Source organism: Pseudomonas sp. S2_H10, assembly GCF_054668285.1.
The window spans coordinates 1,326,859-1,346,971 of the sequence record NZ_CP162754.1; the positions used below are offsets into that span (position 1 = coordinate 1,326,859).

The following is a 20,113-nucleotide window of genomic DNA, read 5'->3' on the forward strand; positions in this document are numbered from 1 at the left end:
GATCGGTTACTGCGCCGTCGACCGGGCCAGCCAGTCGTCGAAGCGGATCGCGCCCAGGCGTGCGTTCTTGCCGGTGACCAGCGATTGATCGTCGAGCACCGAGCCGAAGTAACGGGCATGCACATCCGGCACGACCTTGCGGCTGTCCCGGGTCGCTCGCAGATAGCGCCTGACCAGTTCGTCGATCGGCAGGGTTTCCGGGCCTCCGACTTCAACCGTGCCATTGACCGGCGCTGCCAGCACGACATCGGCCAGCGCCGCTACGACGTCGTCGGACGCTATCGGCTGGATCAGGGCCGGCGAAGCATGAATTTCCTCGCCGACGGCGAACGACTGGACAACGCCGCCGGCGAACTCGGAGAACTGCGTGGCACGCACAATGGTGTAGGGAACGCTGGATGCCTTGATAAGGGCTTCCTGCGCGACCTTGGCGCGGAAATAGCCGTTTTCGGGAAGCCGTTCGCTGCCGACAATCGACAGGGCAACGTGATGCCGGACTCCGGCGGCGGCTTCGGCGGCCAGCAGGTTACGGCTCGAGGTTTCAAAGAAATCGAGGACGGCCTGGTCCTCCCACGATGGCGCGTTCGCCACGTCGACCACCACGTCAGCGCCATCCATCGCTTCGGCCAGGCCTTCGCGGGTGATGCTGTTCACGCCGCTGCTGGGGCTGGCGGCGAGTGCGTCATGGCCGCGCTCGCGCAGGGTGTTCACAAGTTTCGATCCGATGAGGCCGGAGCCCCCGATGACGACGATCTTCATGACTGTTCTCCACTTTTCGACTGCACCATTGCGTCGGTGTAGAGAGATTGCCTGCGCACACCCGGCAAGTCCTTGCGCCGGGCTTGGGTTTGCCTTGGCGAACGCTTGGATTTTTGTCCAAGGCGACTGAGGTTCCTCCAACCGCCCTTGCCGCAGACTGTGCAGCGGATGTCGAGCTGCCTTATCATCTTCCCCTGCTACCAACCGCCAGCCGCCTGGAACACGGAGTTGAAGGCGCTTCGCCAGGGGATGCCCAACTTGCCATTCGCGTTTGAAGACTACGTGCTCGATCGGGAGCGCCGGGAGCTGACCCTGCGCGGGCAGGTCGTGGCCGTCGGACCGCAGGTCTTCGACCTGTTGCTGCTGTTCGTCAACAACCCCGATCGCGTCGTCGGCAAAGACGAATTGCTCAAGGCGGTATGGGGTGGCCGGATCGTTTCGGAATCGACGATCACCAGCCACATCAATGCAGTGCGCAAGGCCATCGGTGATAGCGGTGAGGAGCAGCGCCTGGTGCGCACTGTCGCCCGCAAGGGCTACCGCTTCGTCGGCCGGATCAACAACGACTCGAGCGGCGAAACGCGACAGCCTGACATCGACGAACGCGCAACCGCTGCCCCGAAGCCACCCCCTCCTCCCCGCTGGCGCTGCCGGACAAACCCTCGATCACAGTCCTGCCGTTCCAGAACCTGAGCGGCGACCCGGAGCAGGAATACTTCGCTGATGGCGTCGTGGAGGACATCATCGCCGCCCTGTCGCGTATCCGCTGGCTGTTCGTCATCGCGCGCAATTCGAGCTTCACCTACAAGGGCCAGGCGGTGGACGCGCAAGGCGTTGGCCTGGAGCTGGGCGTTCGCTACGTACTCGAAGGCAGCGTGCGCAAATGCGGGAACAAGGTGCGCATTACCGGGCAACTGATCGACGCGACGAGCGGGACGCACCTCTGGGCGGAGCGCTTCGAAGGCTTGCTCGACGATATCTTCGAACTGCAAGACCAAGTCACCGAAAGCGTCGTCGGCGCCATTGCGCCGCAACTGGAACGGGCAGAAATCGAACGCGCCAAGCGCAAGCCGACGGAAAGCCTGGACGCCTACGACTATTACCTGCGCGCCATGGCCAAATTGCACCGCGGCACCCGGGAAGCCATCGAGCAGGCGCTGCCGATGTTCTACCAGGCCATCGAACTCGATCCGGAGTTTGCCTCGGCCTACGGCATGGCCGCCTGGTGCCACTTCTGGCGCAAGCTCAATGGCTGGATGACCGATCGGCCTGCGGAAATCACCGAGGGCATACGGCTGGCGCGCCTGGCGGTGACCCTTGGTCGCGATGATGCGGTCGCCCTGACCCGCGGCGGGCATGCGCTGGCTCATCTCGCTGGCGAAGTCGACGCCGGCATCGCGCTGCTGGACCGCGCGCGCCTGCTCAACCCCAACCTGGCCCCTGCCTGGTTTCTCGGCGGTATCCTGCGGGCCTTGCACGGTGAAACGGACGCCGCCATCGAGAATTTGAACCATGCCGTGCGCCTGAGTCCGCTGGATCCGGAAATGTTCAGGATGCAGGTCGGGATGGCGCTCGCGCACTTCTTCGCCGGGCACTTCGATGCCGCTGCGGACTGGGCGGAAAAGGCCTTGGGCAACCTGCCGAGCCTGCTGGTCGCGGCGGCGCTGGTGGCGGCCAGTCATGCGCTCGGCGGTCGAATGGATAAAGCGGATGTGGCGATGCAGCGTCTGCAAAAAATCGATCCCTCTTTGCGCCTGGGCACCCTCAAGGACTGGCTGCCGATTCAACGGCCCGAGGATTTCGCCCGCTTCGTCGATGGACTGCGGTTGGCTGGCTTGCCGGAGTAAAGGCGACCCACCTTACCCTGTGGGAGCGAGCCTGCTCGCGATGGTCGCTAACGATTACGCGTGATGACTGGCTTAACGCGGTGCTCTTGCGTTCATCGCGAGCAAGCTCGCTCCTACAGGAACCAGGTCGTGCGTTGGCATTCACCTGGCAAAAATCACACATTGCAACAGTAGGCTAAGCTTTGAGCAACTCGTTGCTCATGATGCTCGGTTCTTTAGGTTTTGGGTGTTTCTGGAGAGCGTCTGCAACAGCGATCTCAGACTGGCCCAAACCTTTCACGCAGGATTGACGTGATGACCGAGCCCCTCCTCAGTTTTGATGCACTCAAACGCGCCGCGGCTGCCGGCGAAATCGATACCGTACTGGTCTGCATGGTCGACATGCAGGGACGCCTGGTCGGCAAGCGCTTCCAGGTCGAGTTTTTCATCGACAGCGGCCATGAAGAAACCCACTGCTGCAACTACCTGCTGGCCGACGACATCGACATGGAGCCGGTGCCAGGTTACGCGGCGGCCAGTTGGAGCAAGGGCTACGGCGATTTCGTGCTCAAGCCCGACATGTCCACCCTGCGGCGCGTGCCCTGGCTTGAATGCACGGCGTTGGTGCTGTGCGACGTGCTCGATCATCACCATCGCCAGGACCTGCCCCACAGCCCTCGGGCGATCCTGAAAAAGCAGGTCGAGCGTCTACGTGAACGCGGCTATACCGGCATGTTCGCCTCGGAGCTGGAGTTCTATCTGTTCGATGAGAGCTACGAGGCGATCCACAAGCGCAACTATCACAAACCGAAAACCGCCGGCCATTACATCGAGGACTACAACATCCTCCAGACCACCCGCGAAGAGCCGGTGCTGCGGGCGATCCGCAAGCACTTGCAGGCCTCGGGCATCCCCGTGGAAAACTCCAAGGGCGAATGGGGCCCCGGCCAGGAAGAGATCAACATCCGCTACGCCGACGCCATGACCATGGCCGACCACCACGTCATCATCAAGCACGCCTGCAAGGAGATCGCGCAGTTGCAGGGCAAGGCGATCACCTTCATGGCCAAGTGGCGCTACGACGCCGCCGGTTCCAGCAGTCACATCCATAATTCGCTGTGGGACAAGAACGCCAGGAAGCCGCTGTTCTTCGACGCGAAAGCCGAGTTCGGCATGTCGAAACTGATGCGTGCCTGGGTGGCCGGGCAGCTCAAGTACGCCAACGACATCACCTGTTTTCTCGCGCCCTATATCAACTCCTACAAGCGCTTCCAGGCCGGCACATTTGCCCCGACCCGGGCGGTCTGGAGCCGCGACAATCGCACCGCCGGCTTTCGCCTGTGTGCCGAAGGCAGCAAGGCGATCCGCATCGAATGCCGCATCGGCGGTGCCGACCTCAATCCCTATCTGGCCTTCGCTGCGCTGATCGCGGCGGGCCTGGCCGGTGTCGACGAAAAACTCGACCTCGTGCCGCCGTTCGAGGGTGACGCCTACCAGGATGAGCATCTGCCGGAAGTGTCCAAGACCCTGCGCGACGCGAGCGCCGCACTCAAGGCCTCCGCCATGTTGCGCGAGGCGTTCGGCGATGAGGTGGTCGACCATTACGTGCACACCGCCGAGTGGGAGCAGAAGGAGTACGACCGGCGAATCACCGACTGGGAATTGCAGCGTGGTTTCGAGCGCTATTGAGACGACCATGACAGAGAAGATTCAGCTCATCTCCCCGGTCGACGGCCGGGTGTACGCCGAACGCGAGGTGGCCGACGCCGCACAGGTCGAGCAGGCACTGGCGGCCGCTGCTACTGCACAGGCGTCATGGCAACGCCGCCCGCTGAGCGAACGCGCGGCGTTTTGCACTGCCGCGGTGGACGCGATGCTGTCGATGCAGGCCGACATCGTGCCGGAGCTGGCCTGGCAGATGGGCCGCCCGGTGCGTTATGGCGCCGGTGAACTGCGCGGTTTTGCCGAACGCGCCCGGCACATGATCGCCATCGCACCGCAGGCCCTGGCCGCTATAGAGCCGGAGCCCAAGGCGGGCTTTCGGCGCTATATCAAACGCGAACCGCTGGGCACGGTGCTGGTGGTCGCTCCGTGGAACTACCCCTATCTGACGGCGGTGAACACCATCATCCCGGCGCTGATGGCCGGCAACAGCGTGATCCTCAAGCACGCGTCGCAAACCCTGCTGGTGGGCGAGCGTTTCGCCGAGGCCATGCGCCGCGCAAAACTGCCCGAGGGGCTGTTCCAGAATCTGCTGCTCAACCATGTGTCGACCGGGTCGATCATTGCTGGCGGGCGCGTGCAGCAAGTAAATTTCACCGGTTCCGTGGAGGCTGGCAAAGTCCTGGAAAGCGCCGCCAGCGGACAATTTCTCGGCATGGGCCTGGAACTCGGCGGCAAAGACCCGGCCTATGTCCGCGCAGACGCCAACCTTGAACATGCGGTGGAAAATCTGGTCGACGGCAGTTTCTTCAATTCCGGACAGAGTTGCTGCGCCGTGGAACGCCTCTACGTCGACCGGAAAATCTTCCCGGCGTTTGTCGAGCGCTTCGCCGAACTGACCCGCCAGTACGTGCTGGGCAACCCGCTGGACGAAGCCACCACCCTCGGTCCGCTGGTGACACCGGGCGCCGCCTTCTTCGTGCGTGGCCAGATCGCCGAAGCGCTGGCCCAGGGCGCGACGGCGCTGATCGATGCGCAGGCATTTGCCGCCGACGTACCGGGTAGCGCCTACCTCGCGCCGCAGGTCCTGGTCGATGTCACCCATCAAATGTCGGTCATGCGCGACGAAAGCTTTGGCCCGGTGGTCGGCATCATGCCGGTGGCCAGCGATGAAGAAGCCATCGCCTTGATGAACGACAGTGAATTCGGGCTCAGCGCGTCCATCTGGACCCAAGACCTCGCCGCGGCCGAACGCCTGGGCAACGAGATCGCCACCGGCACGCTGTTCATGAACCGCTGCGATTACCTCGACCCGGCGCTGGCCTGGACCGGCGTGAAAAACAGCGGGCGCGGCGTCACCCTGTCGCCGTTGGGCTACGAGCACCTGACCCGGGCCAAATCCTTTCATCTGCGTCACGAGGTGTAGACCATGAACCTGACAGGAAACTGGAACTACCCCACGAGCGTTCGTTTCGGTGTCGGGCGCATCGCCGAGCTGGCCGACGCCTGTCGCAGCCAAGGTATCGAGCGGCCGCTGCTGGTGACCGACAGCGGCCTGGCGCGCGCGCCGATCACCACGGCGGCACTCGACGCACTGCGCGCCGCCGGTCTTGGCGTCGAATTGTTCTGTGACCTCAAGCCCAATCCGGTGGAAGCCAACCTGGCCGGCGGGCTCGACGCCTGGCGCGCCGGCAAGCACGATGGCGTGATCGCGTTCGGCGGCGGCAGTGGCCTGGACATGGGCAAGTTGATTGCCTTCATGAGCGGCCAGACCCGCCCGGTCTGGGACTTCGAGGACACCGGCGACTACTGGACCCGCGCCGACGACAGCCGCATCGCCCCGGTCATCGCCGTGCCGACCACCGCCGGGACGGGCTCGGAAGTCGGTCGTGCGGCAGTGATCATCGACGAGCGCACCCACACCAAGCGCATCATCTTCCACCCGAAAATGATGCCGCGCGTGGTGATCAGCGACCCGGCCCTCACCGTCGGCATGCCGGCGAAAATCACCGCCGGCACCGGCATGGATGCGTTATCCCATTGCCTGGAGGCGTACTGCGCCCCCGGCTTTCACCCCCTGGCCGATGGCATTGCCGTGGAAGGCATGCGCCTGGTCGCCAATGCTCTGGTGAAGGCGGTACACACGCCGTCGGACCTCGAGGCGCGCGCGCAAATGCTCGCGGCGGCGGCGATGGGCGCCACGGCCTTCCAGAAGGGCCTGGGCGGGATGCATGCGCTCGCCCATCCGATTGGCGCGCTGTACGACACCCATCACGGCATGACCAACGCCACCCTGATGCCCTACGTCCTGCAGTTCAACCGCTCGGCCATCGAGGAGCGCATCACTCGCCTGGCAGCATACTTGCGCTTGCCCTCACCCGGCTTCGACAGTTTCCTGGCCTTCGTCCTCAAGCTGCGCAAGGACATCGCCGTGCCGCACACCCTGTTCGAGTTGGGAGTGGACGATAAACAGGCCGACCTGGTGACAGACATGGCGGTCGTCGACCCCTCCGCCGGCGGCAACCCGCTACCCCTGACCCGGGACGGCGTGGCAAAGATTTTCGATGCGGCGTTTCACGGCCGTCTGTAGGAGCGAGCCTGCTCGCGATGAACGTCAGCGATGACACGGGCAACCTGACACCCCGCGCCATCCTCAAGTCCATCGCAAGCAGGCTCGCCCCCACAGAAACCCAAGGTCGAGCCTACGGCGGCTCAGTTCGACCTGTCCAAAAACCGAAGGGGTACACATGATGAACCCAGCAAGCCAGCCGGGCACCGAAACGCACGACGATGACGTCAAGGTGCTGCATAGCATGGGCTATGCCCAGCAACTCTCGCGACGCATGGGAGTTTTCTCCAACTTTGCCATTTCCTTTTCAATCATCTGCATCCTCTCCGGTGGCATCAACTCGCTGGCCCAGGGCACCTCGGGCGCGGGGGGTGCATCCATCGGGATCGGCTGGCCGATCGGCTGCCTGATCTCCGGGGTATTCGCCATGGCCATGGCGCAGATCTCCTCGGCCTACCCCACCGCCGGCGGCCTGTACCACTGGGGCTCGATCCTGGGCAACCGCTTCACTGGGTGGCTGACCGCTTGGTTCAACCTGCTGGGGCTGGTCACGGTGCTGGGCGCGATCAACGTCGGCACCTATTACTTCTTTTTCGGCGCCTTCGGACCGGCGCTGGGCATGGAGGACACGACCACGGTGCGAGTGATTTTCCTGGCGATCCTCACCGGCGTGCAGGCTTTGTGTAACCACTTGGGCATCGGTCTGACGGCCAGGCTCACCGACTTCTCCGGTTACCTGATCTTCGCCACGGCGCTGGCGCTGACCATCGTCTGCCTGATGTCGGCACCGAGTTATGAGTTCGCACGGTTGTGGACCTTCGGCAACTACTCCGGCGAGGCGGGCGGCAGCGTCTGGCCGCAGGTCTCCAACGGCTGGATCTTCATGCTCGGCCTGCTGTTGCCGATCTACACCATCACCGGCTATGACGCCTCGGCGCATACCTCCGAAGAAACCCGCAATGCGGCCATGTCGGTGCCGCGCGGCATGGTCATGTCGGTGGTCTGGTCGCTGCTGTTCGGCTGGCTGATGCTCAGCGCATTCGTGCTGATGTTGCCGAGCATGGACGAGGCGGCCAAGCAAGGCTGGAACGTGTTTTTCTGGGCCATGAACACCCAGGTCAACCCGACCTTGAAACTGGTGCTCTACGTGGCGATTTTCATCTCGCAGATACTCTGCGGCCTGGCCACGGTCACCTCGGTTTCGCGGATGATCTTCGCCTTCTCCCGGGACGGTGGCCTGCCCTGCTCCAAAGCCCTGGCTTCGGTCTCGCCAACCTTTCGCAGCCCGGTGGCGGCCATCTGGACCGGTGCCACCCTGGCCGTCCTGTTCGACTGGGGCTCGTCGGTGATCTCGGTCGGGGCAACGCCGGTCTACACGATCGTGGTGTCCTGCACGGTGATCTTCCTGTTCTTCTCCTTCGCCATCCCCATCGTGCTCGGCCTGTTCACCTATGGGACGTCGAAGTGGCCGACCATGGGGCCGTGGAACCTGGGACGCTTCTGGTACTCGGTGTTCGCCGTGCTCTCGATCCTGTCGATGATCATCATCTTCGTCATCGGCATCCAGCCACCGAACGATTGGGCGTTGTACATCACCATCGGCTTCCTGGTCCTGACGGCCATCGTCTGGTTCGGCTTTGAAGCCCGGCGCTTCCAGGGGCCGCCGGTGGGCGACATGATCGTCAGGCGCCAGGCTGAAATCGCCGCGGCGGAAGAGGCGTTGAACCGAAAATAGAGCAAGCAATGGGTAACCTGTAGGAGCGAGCTTGCTCGCGATGGACTTAAGAGCGCCGCGTTTAGCCATTAAACACGCGTTATCGTTAACGTCCATCGCGAGCAGGCTCGCTCCTACAGTGTCCCGGCGCTGATCAGTCGGGTTTTTTTGCACGCTGATGAATTATCCTGTGCCTCCCCGATTTCACCCCGGAGACACCTGTGCCCGCCCTCACCGCCCGCGAGGTTTACCAGCAGTTGCGCGACATCGCCCAGGGCATTCGCACCTTCAAGCGAGTCGACGGCGCCAGCGAGTCCGGTCATGTCCAGGTCGACATCGACGGCTGGCGCCTGACGCTCGAGGTCGACGCCGGCCACTTGCGCCACTGTCTGCGCGGCCAATGCCCCGATGGCCGCGAGTATGCGTTCGACAGCGGGCAACGCTTCGGCACCGATCCGGTGAGTTTGCTCAGCACCTGGGAACTGGCGCAGATTGAACGGCTGCTGGGCTGAATCCTTCGCAACCTATCGTTCCCTGGCCGCACTTGTGATACACAAGCCGGAGTGATTTCTGCGTCCAAGGAGATTTCGTCCATGCCCCGTTCCCCACGCCTGCCGCACTGGCTGGCCTGTACCCTGCTCGGCTTGTTCGCTGGCGGCGCCCAGGCCGGCACCACGCCCCCGGCGCCCGATGCCTTGCAACCGCTGCTGGCGACGATGAATGAGCGTTTGTACATCAGTGAGCTGGTGGCGCTGACCAAGTGGGACAGCGGCAAGCCGATCCAGGACAACGCCCGGGAGGCGCAAGTCATCGCCAACGCGCGCAAGCAGGCGACCCAGCGCCAGCTCGACCCCGATGATGTTGCCAACCTGATCGCCGCCCAGATCGAAGCCAGCAAACTGGTGCAGTACGGCCGGCTCGCGCAATGGCAAGCAGCGCACAAGGCACCGGATACGCCACGGCCGGACCTCAACAACCAGATCAGGCCGAAACTCGACACCCTGCAAAACCTGCTGCTCAAGCAGTACGCCGCGTTCCTGCCCTACCGCAAAGACCCGAACTGCCCGCAATGGCTGGCCGCCGAACGCTCCGCGCTGATCAAGGATTACCTGCATGGCCAGGCGATGATTCGGGCGACGGGGGAGCTGTGTGTTGTGGGTCGATGACAGCGAAATGATCCTGATGCAGAGCCCGGCCCGGTCAGCCGGGCTTTTTCATGGGCGGGTCCAGCAATGTAAAACACCCTTTACATCGGTGAAATGCCGGGCGATTATGTAAAGGGTCTTTTACATCAGGAGAATGCGATGAAACGCTATTACATGGAAATGGGCGCAGCGACGGCGCTGTACTCGGTATTGCTGGTTTTGTCGGTCATCCTGCTCAAGGATCAGCAAGAGATGGCCATGGCGCTGAAGGTCATCATCACGCTGCTGCCGGTGATTCCTGCGGGGCTGATGTGTTGGGCGGTGGTGCGCAATATGCGCACGCTGGACGAAATGCATTTGCGTATTCAGTACGAGGCGCTCGGTTTTGCCTTTGCCGCTTCGGCATTGCTGACCTTCACTTATGGTTTTCTGGAGAATGTCGGTTTTCCACACGTGTCCTGGGTCTGTGTGTGGCCAGTGATGGGCCTGATGTGGATGGTCGGGCTCAGACTTGCCAAGCGACGCTACCAATGAAAAACCGGCTCAAGGAACTGCGCGCCGAACGCAAGTGGTCGCAGGTCGATCTGGCGGCGTTGTTGAATGTTTCGCGGCAGACCATCAATGCCATCGAAAATGGCCGCTATGATCCCAGCCTGCCCTTGGCGTTTCAGATTGCCCGGGCGTTTGCGCTGCCTATCGAGAGCATTTTCGATGACGAGTTCGCCGGCTGATCACCCTCTTTCAATCAGGCAACTGCCCATGAGCCATACGGAAACCCTCGCCAAAATCCTCCTCGGCCCGGTCTTGCTTGCGCAAGGCCTGTACACCCGGCGGATGACGCCAAAATTGCCGGAGGCCGAAGGTGAACGCCAGGGCAATGCCGGCAGCGGCGAGGTTCTGCGCTTGTTGATTGTCGGCGACAGCGCCGCGGCGGGTGTGGGTGCGGCGACTCAAGGTGAAGCCCTGAGCGGTCGGCTGGTCGAGCGCCTGGCCGATGATTATCAGGTGTCGTGGAAACTCTGGGCGCGCTCCGGTCTGGATTCCCAAGGGTTGCTGGAGCTGCTCGAACAGCATCCCCCGGAGCCGTTCGATGTGGCGCTGTTGTCGATCGGCGTCAACGATGTCACCAGCTCACTCACCCTGGATCAGTGGCTCGCCCGGCAACGGCGCTTGATGGCGCTGTTGTGCGACAGGTTTGCGGTGAGGCAGATTGTCGTGTCGCCGCTGCCGCCCATGCATCTGTTCCCCGCATTGCCGCAGCCGCTGCGCTGGTTTCTGGGGTTCAGGGCGCGTGCGTTCAACGCACATCTTGCAGACCTGGCCACAGGCGTGGATGAATGCACGATGCTGTCCACCCCGCTGGCGCCCCAGCCGGGCCTGATGGCCAGCGATGGTTTTCATCCGGGGCCGCTGCTTTACCGGCAATGGGCCGACGATGCCGCCAGGGTGATCGACCAGGGTTTTCGCACCACAACAATAAAAAACAGGAGTTGAACATGTCCGACCTGAACCTGAATCACAACGTCGCCGCGTCGCTGGAGCAGTGGCACACGATGATCGGCAACCGCGACTTGAGCGGCCTGCCCGCCCTGCTCGATCCGCAGGCGGTGTTCCGTTCGCCGATGGCGCACACGCCGTATCCGGGGGCGCCGGTGGTATCGATGATCCTCAACACGGTCATGAACGTGTTCGAGGACTTTGCCTATCACCGCGAGCTGGCGACGGCGGATGGTTTGAACGTGATTCTCGAATTCAGCGCCAAAGTCGGCGAGAAAGAGCTCAAGGGCATCGACATGATCCGCTTCAACGAACAGGGCAGGATTGTCGAGTTTGAAGTGATGGTGCGGCCGCTCAGTGGCTTGCAGGCGTTGGGTGAGGAGATGGGGCGGCGGCTCGGAGCTTACCTGAAGGCCAGCAAGGCCTGATTTATCTGACTCACCAAAAATCCCCTGTAGGAGCGAGCCTGCTCGCGATGGTCGTTAACGAATACGCGGGGTATCTGGATAACCGCGGCGCTCTTGAGTCCATCGCGAGCGAGCTCGCTCCTACAGGTACAGGTACAGGTTCTGCGTACACCTGAAGCCATCACACCAGCGGCTGATGACTGGTCACGCAGTGAATCCCGCCGCCGCCCGCGGAGATCGCGTCGATGTTGAGCTGCACCACTTCGCGGTCCGGGTAGAGTTCGGACAGCAGGTCGAAGGCCTTGGCATCCGCTTCCTTGTCGCCGAACTCAGGGGCGATGATCGCGCCATTGATCACGAAGTAGTTGATGTAGCCAGCGGCGAAGTCCGGGTTGTCCTTGCTGAACCGGCTGTTGCGCGGGTTGAGCGGCGGCGACACGGTATGCACCTGCAATTTGCGGCCATCGGCATCCGTGGCGTTTTCGAGGATCTGCAAATGAGCGCGAGTGACCTTGTAGTCGTAGGACTCGGGGTCATTGTCGAGGTTGGCGATGACCACGCCGGGCTTGACGAAGCGCGCATAGAAGTCGACATGGGCGTCGGTGATGTCCTTGCCCTTGATCCCCGGCAGCCAGATGATTTTGCGCAGCCCCAGCCGTTCTTTCAGTTCGGCCTCGACATCGGCCTTGCTCCAGTCCGGATTGCGGTTGCGGTTGATCCAGCTGCTTTCGGTCATGATCCCGGTGCCGTGGCCGTCCACTTCGATGGCACCGCCCTCGCCCACCAGCTCACTGCGCTGGTGGTGCGCCTTGGCATTTTCGGCGACGAACTCCGCCAACTGTGCATCCTCTTCGTGCTGCTGTTTGTTGCCCCAGCCGTTGAAGTTGAAGTCCACGGCGCCGAGACCGCCGTTGCCATCGACGACAAAATTGGCGCCGGTGTCGCGCATCCAGATGTCATCCAGCTCGGTGATCACGAAGGTGGTGTTGTCGCTGCCGCATTTGGCTTCGGCCAGGCGCCGCTCGCTCTGGCGACAGAACACGGTGACCGGCTCGTATTGGGCGATGCTGCGGGCGATCCGCCCAAGGGCCTCTTGCACGTGGGGCGTGAAGTCCTCCCAGATCGCGGCCTGTGCGCCGAAGGCGATGAAGGCCCGCTGGTGTTTGTCACCCTCATCGGGCATGTACCAGTTTTCTTTGCCGGCCGCGCGCACCGGCAGGGAAGCAAAGCCCAATCCCATGGACGCCACTGCGCCCAGTCCGGCGATGACCGATGCCTGCTTGATGAATGTTCGACGTGTCGGCATATGTTTTCCTGAAATCCGGGGGTTGGCCGGCCCGCGGGCCGACCGGTGATCAATTGACCGTAGCGGTCTTGAACTTGGTCCAGGTGCGCATGCGTGCCCGCATGTCGGCCTGGGGAATGTCCTTGCCGGGAATCAGCCGCGCGTAGGTGGCTTCATCGAGGTAGATGTCCGGGTTGTTGCGCATCGCCGCATCGACGTCCGGCCGCGCCTTGGCGTTGGAGGTCGGGTAGCCGGTGAAGTTGCTGATCGCCGCCATGTTTTCCGGGCGCATGACGAAGTTGATGAAAGCGTAGGCGTATTCCGGGTGACGGGCGTCGACGGGAATGGCCATGGTGTCCATCCACACCGTGGTGCCTTCGCGGGGGATGCGGTAGTGGAAGGTGGTTTTCTTGCCGGCGCTGTCGGCCGTGCGCTGCGCCTGGGTCATGTCGCCGCTGTAGCCCAGGGACATGCACAGGTTGCCGTTGACCAGGTCGGTCACCGGTTGCGACTGGAACTTGCGAACGTACGGCCGCATCTTCATCAGCAACTCACTGGCTGCCGCCAGGTCTTGCGGTTTGGCGCTGCGTGGATCGCGGCCCAGGTAATTGAGCACCACCGCCAACACTTCGTCCGGCGAGTCGATCATCGAGATGCCGCAGTCGGCGAACTTCGCCGCCAGCTCCGGCTTGAACAGCATGTCCAGGCTGTTGACCGGTGCGTCCGGCGCACGCTGGGCGATCTGCTCGGCATTGTAGGTCAGGCCGATGGTGCCCCAGGTATACGGCACCGTGGCTTTGCTCGAATGCTCATAGTGCGAGCGCAGCTTCTGCAAACCGGGCTCGACGTCGTTCAGGGCGGTGATTTTCGACTGGTCAAGCGGTTGCAGGCTGCCGGCGCGCATCAGGCGTTCGGCCACGGTGTCACCGGGGAAGATCAGGTCGTATCCGCTGCCACCAGCGAGCATTTTTGCCTCAAGGGTTTCGCTGCCGTCCATGACGTCATAGATCACCTTGATCCCGGTTTCGGCCGTGAACTTGCTCAGGGTGTCCTCGGCAAAATAATCGGCCCAGTTGTACAGCCGCAGGGTTTTCTCCTCGGCGTGCAGCACAGGCACTGCACAGCTCAACGCCAGGCCCATGGCCAGGCACAGCTTGTTGATCGTGTTCATGTCACACCCCTTGGGTTGCCCAGCGTGAATGGATCTGACGACCGTCCTGGGTCAGCAAGGCGCCGTACATGTCCGGACGGCGATCGCGGTAGATGCCCCAGGTCAGGCGGTCTTCGCGCATGGCCGCCAGGTCCAGGCTGTGCACCAGCACGCCGGTGCTGTCGCGGTCGGCTTCGGCGAGCAACTTGCCTTTGTGATTACAGATGAACGACGAACCGTAGAAGCTCATTTGCAGGGTCGGATCGGTGGTCGCCGCTTCCCGGCCGACACGGTTGGCCGCCACCACCGGCAGCAGGTTGGCGGCCGCGTGGCCGCGCATGGTCATCTGCCAGTGATCCCGCGAGTCGAGGGAGGCACAGCCGGGCTCGGAGCCGATGGCGGTCGGGAACAGCAGCACATCGGCGCCCATCAAGGCCAGGCAGCGCGCGGTTTCCGGGAACCACTGGTCCCAGCAGATGCCCAGGCCGATGCGCCCGAACGCGGTGTCCCAGACTCGGAAACCGCTGTCGCCGGGGCTGAAGTATTCCTTTTCCTGGTAGCCGATGGCGTTGGGGATGTGGGTCTTGCGATACACGCCCAACAGGCGCCCGTCGGCGTCGGCCACGCTCAACGAATTGAAGTAGGCATTGCCGGCCTTCTCGTACCAGCTCAGCGGCAACACCACGCCGAGTTCCTTGGCCAGCGCGGCGAAGCGCTTGAGCACGTGGCTGTCGCGATACTCCTCGGCCAGCGCCAGGTGTTTGTGGTGTTGCTCGATGCAGAAATACGGCGTGGCGAACAGTTCCTGCAACAGGATCACCTGCGCGCCCTTGGCTGCGGCCTCGCGGACCAGTTGCTCGGCCTGGTCGAGGTTGTGTTTGAGGTCCCAGGTGCACGGCATCTGGGTGGTGGCGATAGTCAGCAGCGTCATGGCATCAACCCCGCACCGGCCAGGCCGGCTGCTGCTGGGTGATGCAATGCACACCGCCGCCGCCATGGGCCAGATGGTTGATCCGCACCGGCACCACTTCGCGCCCGGGGAATACCTGCGCCAGCACTTCGGCCGCGACCTTGTCGGCATCGATGCCATAGGCCGGCATGATGATCGCGCCGTTGGCAATGTAGAAATTGGTGTAGGAGGCGCAGAACACTTCGGCCTCGGTGTCCACCGCATCGCTGGCCTCATAAAGCTCGATCAGCTCGAACTTGCGGCCCTGTGCATCGGTGGCCAGTTCCAGGGCGCGACGGTTCTCGCGGGCCACTTCGGCGTACACCGATTGCTTGTCGTGGGTGGCGTCCACCAGCAACACGCCGGGGCGGGCAAAGGCGCACACGCCGTCGACGTGGCCGTCGGTCATGTCGCCGGTCACGTAGTCCGGATCGCCCGGCAGCCAAATGGTTTTCTTCACGCCCAGCAGACGGGTGAAGATCTCTTCGATCTCGGCCTTGGTCACGCCCGGGTTACGGTTGGGGTTGAGCAATACCGATTCGGTGGTGATCAACGTGCCCTCGCCGTCCACATGAATGGCGCCGCCCTCGTTGCTCAGCGCCGTGCCGAAGCACTCCAGGCCCAGGTGGTTGAGCGCACGGCGGGCCAGGCTTTCGTCCAGATCGTGGGCCGACTTGCCGCCCCACGCATTGAAGCGCCAGCTCACACCGGCCAGGCCCTGCTGCGGATGGCAGACGAAGCTCGGGCCGGAGTCGCGGCACCAGCTGTCGTTGACCGCCAGTTCGATCAACTCGACGTTCGGCCCGCACCAGGCTTTGGCGCTGGCGACGGCTGATGGATCGACCACCAGTTTCACCGGTTCGAAGCGGGCGATGGCGTTGACCACGCGGGCAAAGTCCTCTTGAACCTGCGCCAGCGTCACCCGCCAGCCGGATTCCCAAAGGGTCTTGTTATGCGGCCAGACCATCCAGGTGGCGGCATGGGTGACCCACTCGGCCGGCATCATCCAACCACTGTCTTGAATAACGTTCTGCTGCATGACAAATACCTCTGAGTTAAGTCATTGTGTTCAATGAAAACGCCCTTGGCGGTCTTGGCATGCATGCTACGGCTGGTAAAACGGGCAAACAAACGATGGATTTTGCAGGCAACTGATTAGAGGAGCTTATCAATATGCTCAAACACTGGCCGCCCCTGAGCACCCTGCGCGGCTTCGAAGCCGCCGCCCGGCTGGGCAGTTTTCACAAGGCCGCCGAAGAGTTGCACCTCACCCAGTCGGCGATCAGCCAGCAGATTCGCAGCCTTGAGGCGTACCTGGAACAACCGCTGTTCCATCGCAGCGGGCGCAGCGTCAGCCTGACCGATGCCGGGCACGATCTGCTGAGCACCACCCAGGCGCTGTTGCAGCAACTGGCGGTAGGGATTCGCCGGTTGGGGCAATACCAGAAGCCCAATCAACTGGTGCTCAACACTACCCCGGCCTTTGCCCGGCACTGGCTGTTGCCGCGCCTGGGGGATTTCCGGCGCCAGCATCCGCAGGTCGACCTGTGGATTTTCAGCACCGATGAAGTGCCGGACATGGCCAGCCAGACCATCGACCTGGCGGTGCGCGACGACATCAGTTCCCAGGCCGAATGCAGCTTCAAGGTGCTGCACGCCGACCGCCTCTACCCGGCGTGCCACCCGAGCCTGATGGCCGTACCGGCAGAACAACGCACCACCCTGCATGGCGAGCGGGAAATGGACTGGAGCCACTTGGCGGTGGAGTCGGGGATTGATGTGGGGCAGATGGATCAGGGGCTGAATTTTTCCGATCCGGGTTTACTGCTGGACGCGGCCTGCATGGGGCTCGGCATTGCGCTGGTCAGCCAGTTGCTGAGTCGACAGGCGCGGGCCAACGGGCTGTTGCAGCCGATGGTGGAGCAAACCATCCGCGGTCCGAACTGGGCGCTGCTGACCCATCGTGACAGCGAGAACATCCCGATGGCGCGGGCCTTCACCGGGTGGCTGGCCGACAATCTGGCGGCTGCTTGATTACTGCGCCGGGAAGGTTTGCAGATAGGCCAACAGGTCTTCGATCTTCTCCGGATCGCTGAGGCCCCAGAAAATCATGCGGGTGCCGGGGACGACTTTCTTTGGCGCTTCGAGATAGGCGATCAGGGTGTCGCGGTCCCAGACCAGATTGGCGGATTTCATCGCATCGGAATACACGTAGTCCGTGGTGACGGCGGAGTGGCGACCGATCACGCCATTGAGTTGCGGACCAAAGAAGGCCCGGGCCGATTCGCCGATCTGGTGGCAACCGCTGCACAGGCGCTTGAAGACTTTCTCCCCTGCCTGGGCATCGCCTGCAGCCAGGGTGGGCATGCTGAACAGGCCAGCGCTGAGCGCCAGGACGAGGGGCAGTGCGGCGATTTTCTTCATGTTGCGTTTCCAGTCTGCGAATGCTCGCTATTGGAACATGACAGCTGAAGATCTCCCAAGAGCTCAGGTGAGCACGGTTCACTGTGGGAGCGGGCTTGCCCGCGAAAGCGCTAGTCCATTCACCTACGATGTTGAATGTGCTGGCCTCTTCGCGGGCAAGCCCGCTCCCACAGGATTCTGTGTACTGAGTTACGGTTTCAGTGTTTGCTCATCAACCCATGCAGCACACCGAACCGCAGACCCGGTTCCGACGCAATCATGTGCGTGATGCCGAACACCTTGAACGCCGCGAGCATCAACACCAGGCCGCCGGGCAAAATGCTTAGGCGATGGGTGGGCAGGCCCGCCAACTTGAAATGCTTCACATGTTTGACTTCCAGCAGGCGCAACGACAGGCGCAACAGGCCGCCGTAGGTGATGCCGCTCTGGTCATCATCATTCAAGCCGTTGGCCTTGAGCACCTTGGCCAGCATCCGCGCCGTCCCGGAAGAGCCGATCGCCTGCTGCCAGCCCATGGCGCGATAGCGGCGGGCAATGCGTTCGAACTGCACCGTGGCCGCGCGCTCGGCCTCCAGCAACGCTTGGGCCACGATCCGCCCACCATGGAAGTAATGCGCGCCGAAGGTGCCGCTGCCGATGGCAATGCTTTCGGTGACCAGCAACTGGTCGCCACGACCGATGATCATCTCCGTGGAGCCACCGCCGATATCCACCACCAGCCGCGTGTTTTGCGCCGGCAAGGTGTGGGCCACGCCGGCGTAGACCAGTTGCGCCTCTTCGTGACCGGAAATGACGTCGATGCGAAAACCCAGATGCCGCTCGGCACTGGCCAGGAACAGCGGCGCGTTGTCTGCTTCACGCACCGCACTGGTGGCCACCGCCCGTACGCGCCTGGCCTCGAAACCGCGCAATTTCTTGCCGAACCGCGCCAGCGCCTGCCAGCCCCGGTCCAGCGCCAACTCATCAAGCGCCCCGCCCTGCAGGCCTTCGGCCAGACGCACGGGCTCACGCAGGGTTTTCACTTCCTGGATGACCATCTGCTGGTTGCGTCTCACCGACTGACCAATCATCAGGCGAAACGCATTGGAACCCAGGTCGATGGCGGCAAACAGCGGGGCGTCTTTCATTGGGGGTTCCTTGCACCTTCATCTGCCGGCGGACTGGCGGCCGTCGGGCACTCAAGACGGATTGCGAGGATCTTGCCATGGCTTCGATGACACCCAGATGACACCAGTGGCCATCACCAATTCGTAACAAACTGTGACCAGGATCGGCTGTGCCACCCACGACCCGAGTGCTCACCATGCTTTCCCATCAGGACACCTTGATCCAGCGCATCCACCGCGAGCTGCTCGATATCAGTGACGAAGAGCTGGAACTGGAATTATCGGAAGACGGACACAACCTGGACGCCCTGTTCGATGAACACATCGAGGATGGCAGCGAGAAAGAGGCCCGGCGCCGCTACTTCGCCGAACTGTTTCGCCTGCAAGGCGAACTGGTGAAATTGCAGAGTTGGGTGGTCAAGACCGGGCACAAGGTGGTGATCCTGTTCGAAGGCCGCGATGCCGCCGGCAAGGGCGGCGTGATCAAGCGCATCACCCAGCGCCTCAACCCCCGGGTTTGCCGGGTGGCCGCCCTGCCCGCGCCCAATGACCGCGAACGCACGCAGTGGTATTTCCAGCGCTATGTTTCGCACTTGCCCGCCGCCGGGGAAATCGTCCTGTTCGACCGCAGCTGGTACAACCGTGCCGGCGTGGAAAAGGTCATGGGGTTCTGCAATGACGACCAGTACGAAGAGTTCTTCCGCACCGTGCCGGAATTCGAGCGCATGCTCGCCCGTTCCGGCATACAGCTGATCAAGTACTGGTTCTCGATTTCCGACCAGGAACAGAACCTGCGCTTTCTCAGCCGCATTCACGACCCGCTCAAGCAGTGGAAACTCAGCCCCATGGACCTGGAGTCGCGCCGCCGCTGGGAGGCGTACACCAAGGCCAAGGAAATCATGCTCGAGCGCACCCACATCGCCGAAGCGCCATGGTGGGTGGTGCAGGCCGACGACAAGAAGAAGGCCCGCCTCAACTGCATCCATCACCTGCTCAGCCAGATGCCTTATGAAGAAGTCGAACTGCCGATGATCGAACTGCCCCAGCGCGAGCGCCAGAAAGACTACTCACGGGGACCTGTACCGCAGGAAATCATCGTGCCGGAGGTTTACTGACTCAACACAATTAGTCGGCAGTCAGCGAATTAACGGCATCCTGATGAATGGCCATCAAGCCGTCATCGAATCGTCATGAAGCGGGCGCCATACTCCAGTCATCCAATGCGTGCTTGAACTTTCTGCTGCCTCTCCCGGCGGCTTTTTTTTGCCTGAAATCCGGCTTACAGACACTCCTGCGCCGCACGCTCGAACGTCGACGGCACGAACGCCGAGGCCAGCAGCTTGCGCTCGTACAGGAACACCTTGCCGCCGTTCGAGGCCTTGTAGGTTTCCAGTACGTTGTCCGCCGCCACTTTGCTGGGTACGACAATCCGGTAGCTGCGCTGGGTCTGCGACACCGTGGGCGCCAGCGCATCGTGCTGCAATTTCGGCACCACGCAATGGGTGTATTCCTCGGGCGACTTGCTGGTCTGCAAGGTCATCGTCGGGTCGTTCGGCGTGGCACAACCGGCCAGCAGCAGCGAAGCGATTGCCAGAGTCGGGGTGAAAAAAGTGCGCATCA

Annotated in this window: 20 protein-coding genes and 1 pseudogene; 13 read left to right on the plus strand and 8 right to left on the minus strand. The window is 62.7% G+C overall.

Annotated elements, in window-relative coordinates; genetic code table 11:
• Window positions 1-6: 6 nt before the first annotated feature.
• Entirely contained in the window at window positions 7-759 is a 753-nt protein-coding gene (locus AB4O16_RS05845) for an SDR family oxidoreductase (RefSeq protein WP_460157269.1), read from the minus strand.
• A 258-nt stretch (window positions 760-1,017) separates the two neighbouring features.
• Here AB4O16_RS05845 and AB4O16_RS05850 point away from each other — a divergent pair.
• From AB4O16_RS05850 to AB4O16_RS05900, 11 genes and pseudogenes are all read left to right on the plus strand, one after another.
• A pseudogene (locus tag AB4O16_RS05850) lies at window positions 1,018-2,606 on the plus strand (winged helix-turn-helix domain-containing tetratricopeptide repeat protein).
• A gap of 294 nt (window positions 2,607-2,900) precedes the next feature.
• On the plus strand, window positions 2,901-4,274 hold the full coding sequence (locus AB4O16_RS05855; protein ID WP_460157270.1) for a glutamine synthetase family protein: 1,374 nt from the start codon (window positions 2,901-2,903) through the stop codon (window positions 4,272-4,274).
• Between the two features lie 7 nt (window positions 4,275-4,281).
• Entirely contained in the window at window positions 4,282-5,673 is a 1,392-nt protein-coding gene (locus tag AB4O16_RS05860) for an aldehyde dehydrogenase family protein (protein ID WP_460157271.1), read from the plus strand.
• A gap of 3 nt (window positions 5,674-5,676) precedes the next feature.
• Window positions 5,677-6,837 (plus strand): iron-containing alcohol dehydrogenase, encoded by a 1,161-nt coding sequence (locus AB4O16_RS05865; protein WP_460157272.1) that lies wholly within the window; start codon window positions 5,677-5,679, stop codon window positions 6,835-6,837.
• Between the two features lie 160 nt (window positions 6,838-6,997).
• Window positions 6,998-8,551: an amino acid permease gene (locus tag AB4O16_RS05870; protein WP_460158037.1), complete on the plus strand. Its 1,554-nt coding sequence runs from the start codon at window positions 6,998-7,000 to the stop codon at window positions 8,549-8,551.
• A gap of 200 nt (window positions 8,552-8,751) precedes the next feature.
• On the plus strand, window positions 8,752-9,042 hold the full coding sequence (locus tag AB4O16_RS05875) for a DUF7693 family protein (protein WP_460157273.1): 291 nt from the start codon (window positions 8,752-8,754) through the stop codon (window positions 9,040-9,042).
• Between the two features lie 81 nt (window positions 9,043-9,123).
• Complete coding sequence (locus tag AB4O16_RS05880) at window positions 9,124-9,696, plus strand: chorismate mutase (protein ID WP_460157274.1); 573 nt, start codon at window positions 9,124-9,126, stop codon at window positions 9,694-9,696.
• A gap of 138 nt (window positions 9,697-9,834) precedes the next feature.
• Complete coding sequence (locus AB4O16_RS05885; protein WP_160390077.1) at window positions 9,835-10,209, plus strand: hypothetical protein; 375 nt, start codon at window positions 9,835-9,837, stop codon at window positions 10,207-10,209.
• Window positions 10,206-10,406, plus strand: coding sequence for a helix-turn-helix transcriptional regulator (locus tag AB4O16_RS05890; protein ID WP_007988375.1), 201 nt, complete (start codon window positions 10,206-10,208; stop codon window positions 10,404-10,406). The genes AB4O16_RS05885 and AB4O16_RS05890 overlap by 4 nt, the downstream gene beginning before the upstream one ends.
• Before the next feature lie 28 nt (window positions 10,407-10,434).
• A complete protein-coding gene (locus AB4O16_RS05895; protein ID WP_460157275.1) occupies window positions 10,435-11,169 on the plus strand; it encodes an SGNH/GDSL hydrolase family protein in 735 nt (244 codons plus the stop codon).
• 2 nt (window positions 11,170-11,171) lie between these two features.
• Window positions 11,172-11,600, plus strand: a complete 429-nt coding sequence (locus tag AB4O16_RS05900) for a nuclear transport factor 2 family protein (protein WP_460157276.1) — start codon at window positions 11,172-11,174, stop codon at window positions 11,598-11,600.
• A gap of 160 nt (window positions 11,601-11,760) precedes the next feature.
• Here the strand turns inward: AB4O16_RS05900 and AB4O16_RS05905 are convergent, their stop codons facing one another.
• The 4 genes from AB4O16_RS05905 to AB4O16_RS05920 are packed head-to-tail and all read right to left on the minus strand — an operon-like array spanning window position 11,761 to window position 16,002.
• On the minus strand, window positions 11,761-12,885 hold the full coding sequence (locus tag AB4O16_RS05905; protein ID WP_460157277.1) for an agmatine deiminase family protein: 1,125 nt from the start codon (window positions 12,883-12,885) through the stop codon (window positions 11,761-11,763).
• A gap of 49 nt (window positions 12,886-12,934) precedes the next feature.
• Complete coding sequence (locus tag AB4O16_RS05910) at window positions 12,935-14,035, minus strand: extracellular solute-binding protein (protein ID WP_160390073.1); 1,101 nt, start codon at window positions 14,033-14,035, stop codon at window positions 12,935-12,937.
• 1 nt (window position 14,036) lies between these two features.
• Window positions 14,037-14,945, minus strand: coding sequence for an N-carbamoylputrescine amidase (gene aguB, locus AB4O16_RS05915; protein WP_460157278.1), 909 nt, complete (start codon window positions 14,943-14,945; stop codon window positions 14,037-14,039).
• 4 nt (window positions 14,946-14,949) lie between these two features.
• Entirely contained in the window at window positions 14,950-16,002 is a 1,053-nt protein-coding gene (locus AB4O16_RS05920) for an agmatine deiminase family protein (RefSeq protein ID WP_460157279.1), read from the minus strand.
• A gap of 134 nt (window positions 16,003-16,136) precedes the next feature.
• Here AB4O16_RS05920 and AB4O16_RS05925 point away from each other — a divergent pair, with 134 nt between their 5' ends.
• Window positions 16,137-16,997, plus strand: coding sequence for a LysR family transcriptional regulator (locus tag AB4O16_RS05925; protein WP_460157280.1), 861 nt, complete (start codon window positions 16,137-16,139; stop codon window positions 16,995-16,997).
• Here AB4O16_RS05925 and AB4O16_RS05930 read toward each other — a convergent pair whose 3' ends face one another.
• Window positions 16,998-17,387, minus strand: coding sequence for a c-type cytochrome (locus AB4O16_RS05930; RefSeq protein ID WP_460157281.1), 390 nt, complete (start codon window positions 17,385-17,387; stop codon window positions 16,998-17,000). It abuts the gene before it with no gap.
• Window positions 17,388-17,584: 197 nt separating this feature from the next.
• Window positions 17,585-18,514 carry a Ppx/GppA phosphatase family protein gene (locus AB4O16_RS05935; protein ID WP_460157282.1) on the minus strand — a complete coding sequence of 310 codons (930 nt, stop codon included), beginning with the start codon at window positions 18,512-18,514 and terminating at the stop codon, window positions 17,585-17,587.
• 176 nt (window positions 18,515-18,690) lie between these two features.
• On the opposite strand from AB4O16_RS05935, the gene ppk2 reads away from it, so the two are divergent.
• Window positions 18,691-19,608: a polyphosphate kinase 2 gene (gene ppk2 / locus AB4O16_RS05940; protein WP_460157283.1), complete on the plus strand. Its 918-nt coding sequence runs from the start codon at window positions 18,691-18,693 to the stop codon at window positions 19,606-19,608.
• Between the two features lie 164 nt (window positions 19,609-19,772).
• On the opposite strand, the gene AB4O16_RS05945 is transcribed toward ppk2, so the two are convergent.
• Window positions 19,773-20,111, minus strand: coding sequence for a hypothetical protein (locus AB4O16_RS05945; RefSeq protein ID WP_460157284.1), 339 nt, complete (start codon window positions 20,109-20,111; stop codon window positions 19,773-19,775).
• Window positions 20,112-20,113: the final 2 nt, after the last annotated feature.

Coding starts and splice junctions, on each gene's coding strand:
- AB4O16_RS05865 (WP_460157272.1), top strand. CDS start 5,677: ATGAACCTGACAGGAAACTGGAACTACCCCACGAGCGTTCGTTTCGGT.
- AB4O16_RS05900 (WP_460157276.1), top strand. CDS start 11,172: ATGTCCGACCTGAACCTGAATCACAACGTCGCCGCGTCGCTGGAGCAG.
- AB4O16_RS05910 (WP_160390073.1), bottom strand. CDS start 14,035: ATGAACACGATCAACAAGCTGTGCCTGGCCATGGGCCTGGCGTTGAGC.
- AB4O16_RS05885 (WP_160390077.1), top strand. CDS start 9,835: ATGAAACGCTATTACATGGAAATGGGCGCAGCGACGGCGCTGTACTCG.
- AB4O16_RS05845 (WP_460157269.1), bottom strand. CDS start 759: ATGAAGATCGTCGTCATCGGGGGCTCCGGCCTCATCGGATCGAAACTT.
- AB4O16_RS05925 (WP_460157280.1), top strand. CDS start 16,137: ATGCTCAAACACTGGCCGCCCCTGAGCACCCTGCGCGGCTTCGAAGCC.
- AB4O16_RS05870 (WP_460158037.1), top strand. CDS start 6,998: ATGAACCCAGCAAGCCAGCCGGGCACCGAAACGCACGACGATGACGTC.
- AB4O16_RS05890 (WP_007988375.1), top strand. CDS start 10,206: ATGAAAAACCGGCTCAAGGAACTGCGCGCCGAACGCAAGTGGTCGCAG.
- ppk2 (WP_460157283.1), top strand. CDS start 18,691: ATGCTTTCCCATCAGGACACCTTGATCCAGCGCATCCACCGCGAGCTG.
- AB4O16_RS05935 (WP_460157282.1), bottom strand. CDS start 18,514: ATGAAAGACGCCCCGCTGTTTGCCGCCATCGACCTGGGTTCCAATGCG.
- AB4O16_RS05895 (WP_460157275.1), top strand. CDS start 10,435: ATGAGCCATACGGAAACCCTCGCCAAAATCCTCCTCGGCCCGGTCTTG.
- aguB (WP_460157278.1), bottom strand. CDS start 14,945: ATGACGCTGCTGACTATCGCCACCACCCAGATGCCGTGCACCTGGGAC.
- AB4O16_RS05930 (WP_460157281.1), bottom strand. CDS start 17,387: ATGAAGAAAATCGCCGCACTGCCCCTCGTCCTGGCGCTCAGCGCTGGC.
- AB4O16_RS05905 (WP_460157277.1), bottom strand. CDS start 12,885: ATGCCGACACGTCGAACATTCATCAAGCAGGCATCGGTCATCGCCGGA.
- AB4O16_RS05945 (WP_460157284.1), bottom strand. CDS start 20,111: ATGCGCACTTTTTTCACCCCGACTCTGGCAATCGCTTCGCTGCTGCTG.
- AB4O16_RS05860 (WP_460157271.1), top strand. CDS start 4,282: ATGACAGAGAAGATTCAGCTCATCTCCCCGGTCGACGGCCGGGTGTAC.
- AB4O16_RS05920 (WP_460157279.1), bottom strand. CDS start 16,002: ATGCAGCAGAACGTTATTCAAGACAGTGGTTGGATGATGCCGGCCGAG.
- AB4O16_RS05880 (WP_460157274.1), top strand. CDS start 9,124: ATGCCCCGTTCCCCACGCCTGCCGCACTGGCTGGCCTGTACCCTGCTC.
- AB4O16_RS05855 (WP_460157270.1), top strand. CDS start 2,901: ATGACCGAGCCCCTCCTCAGTTTTGATGCACTCAAACGCGCCGCGGCT.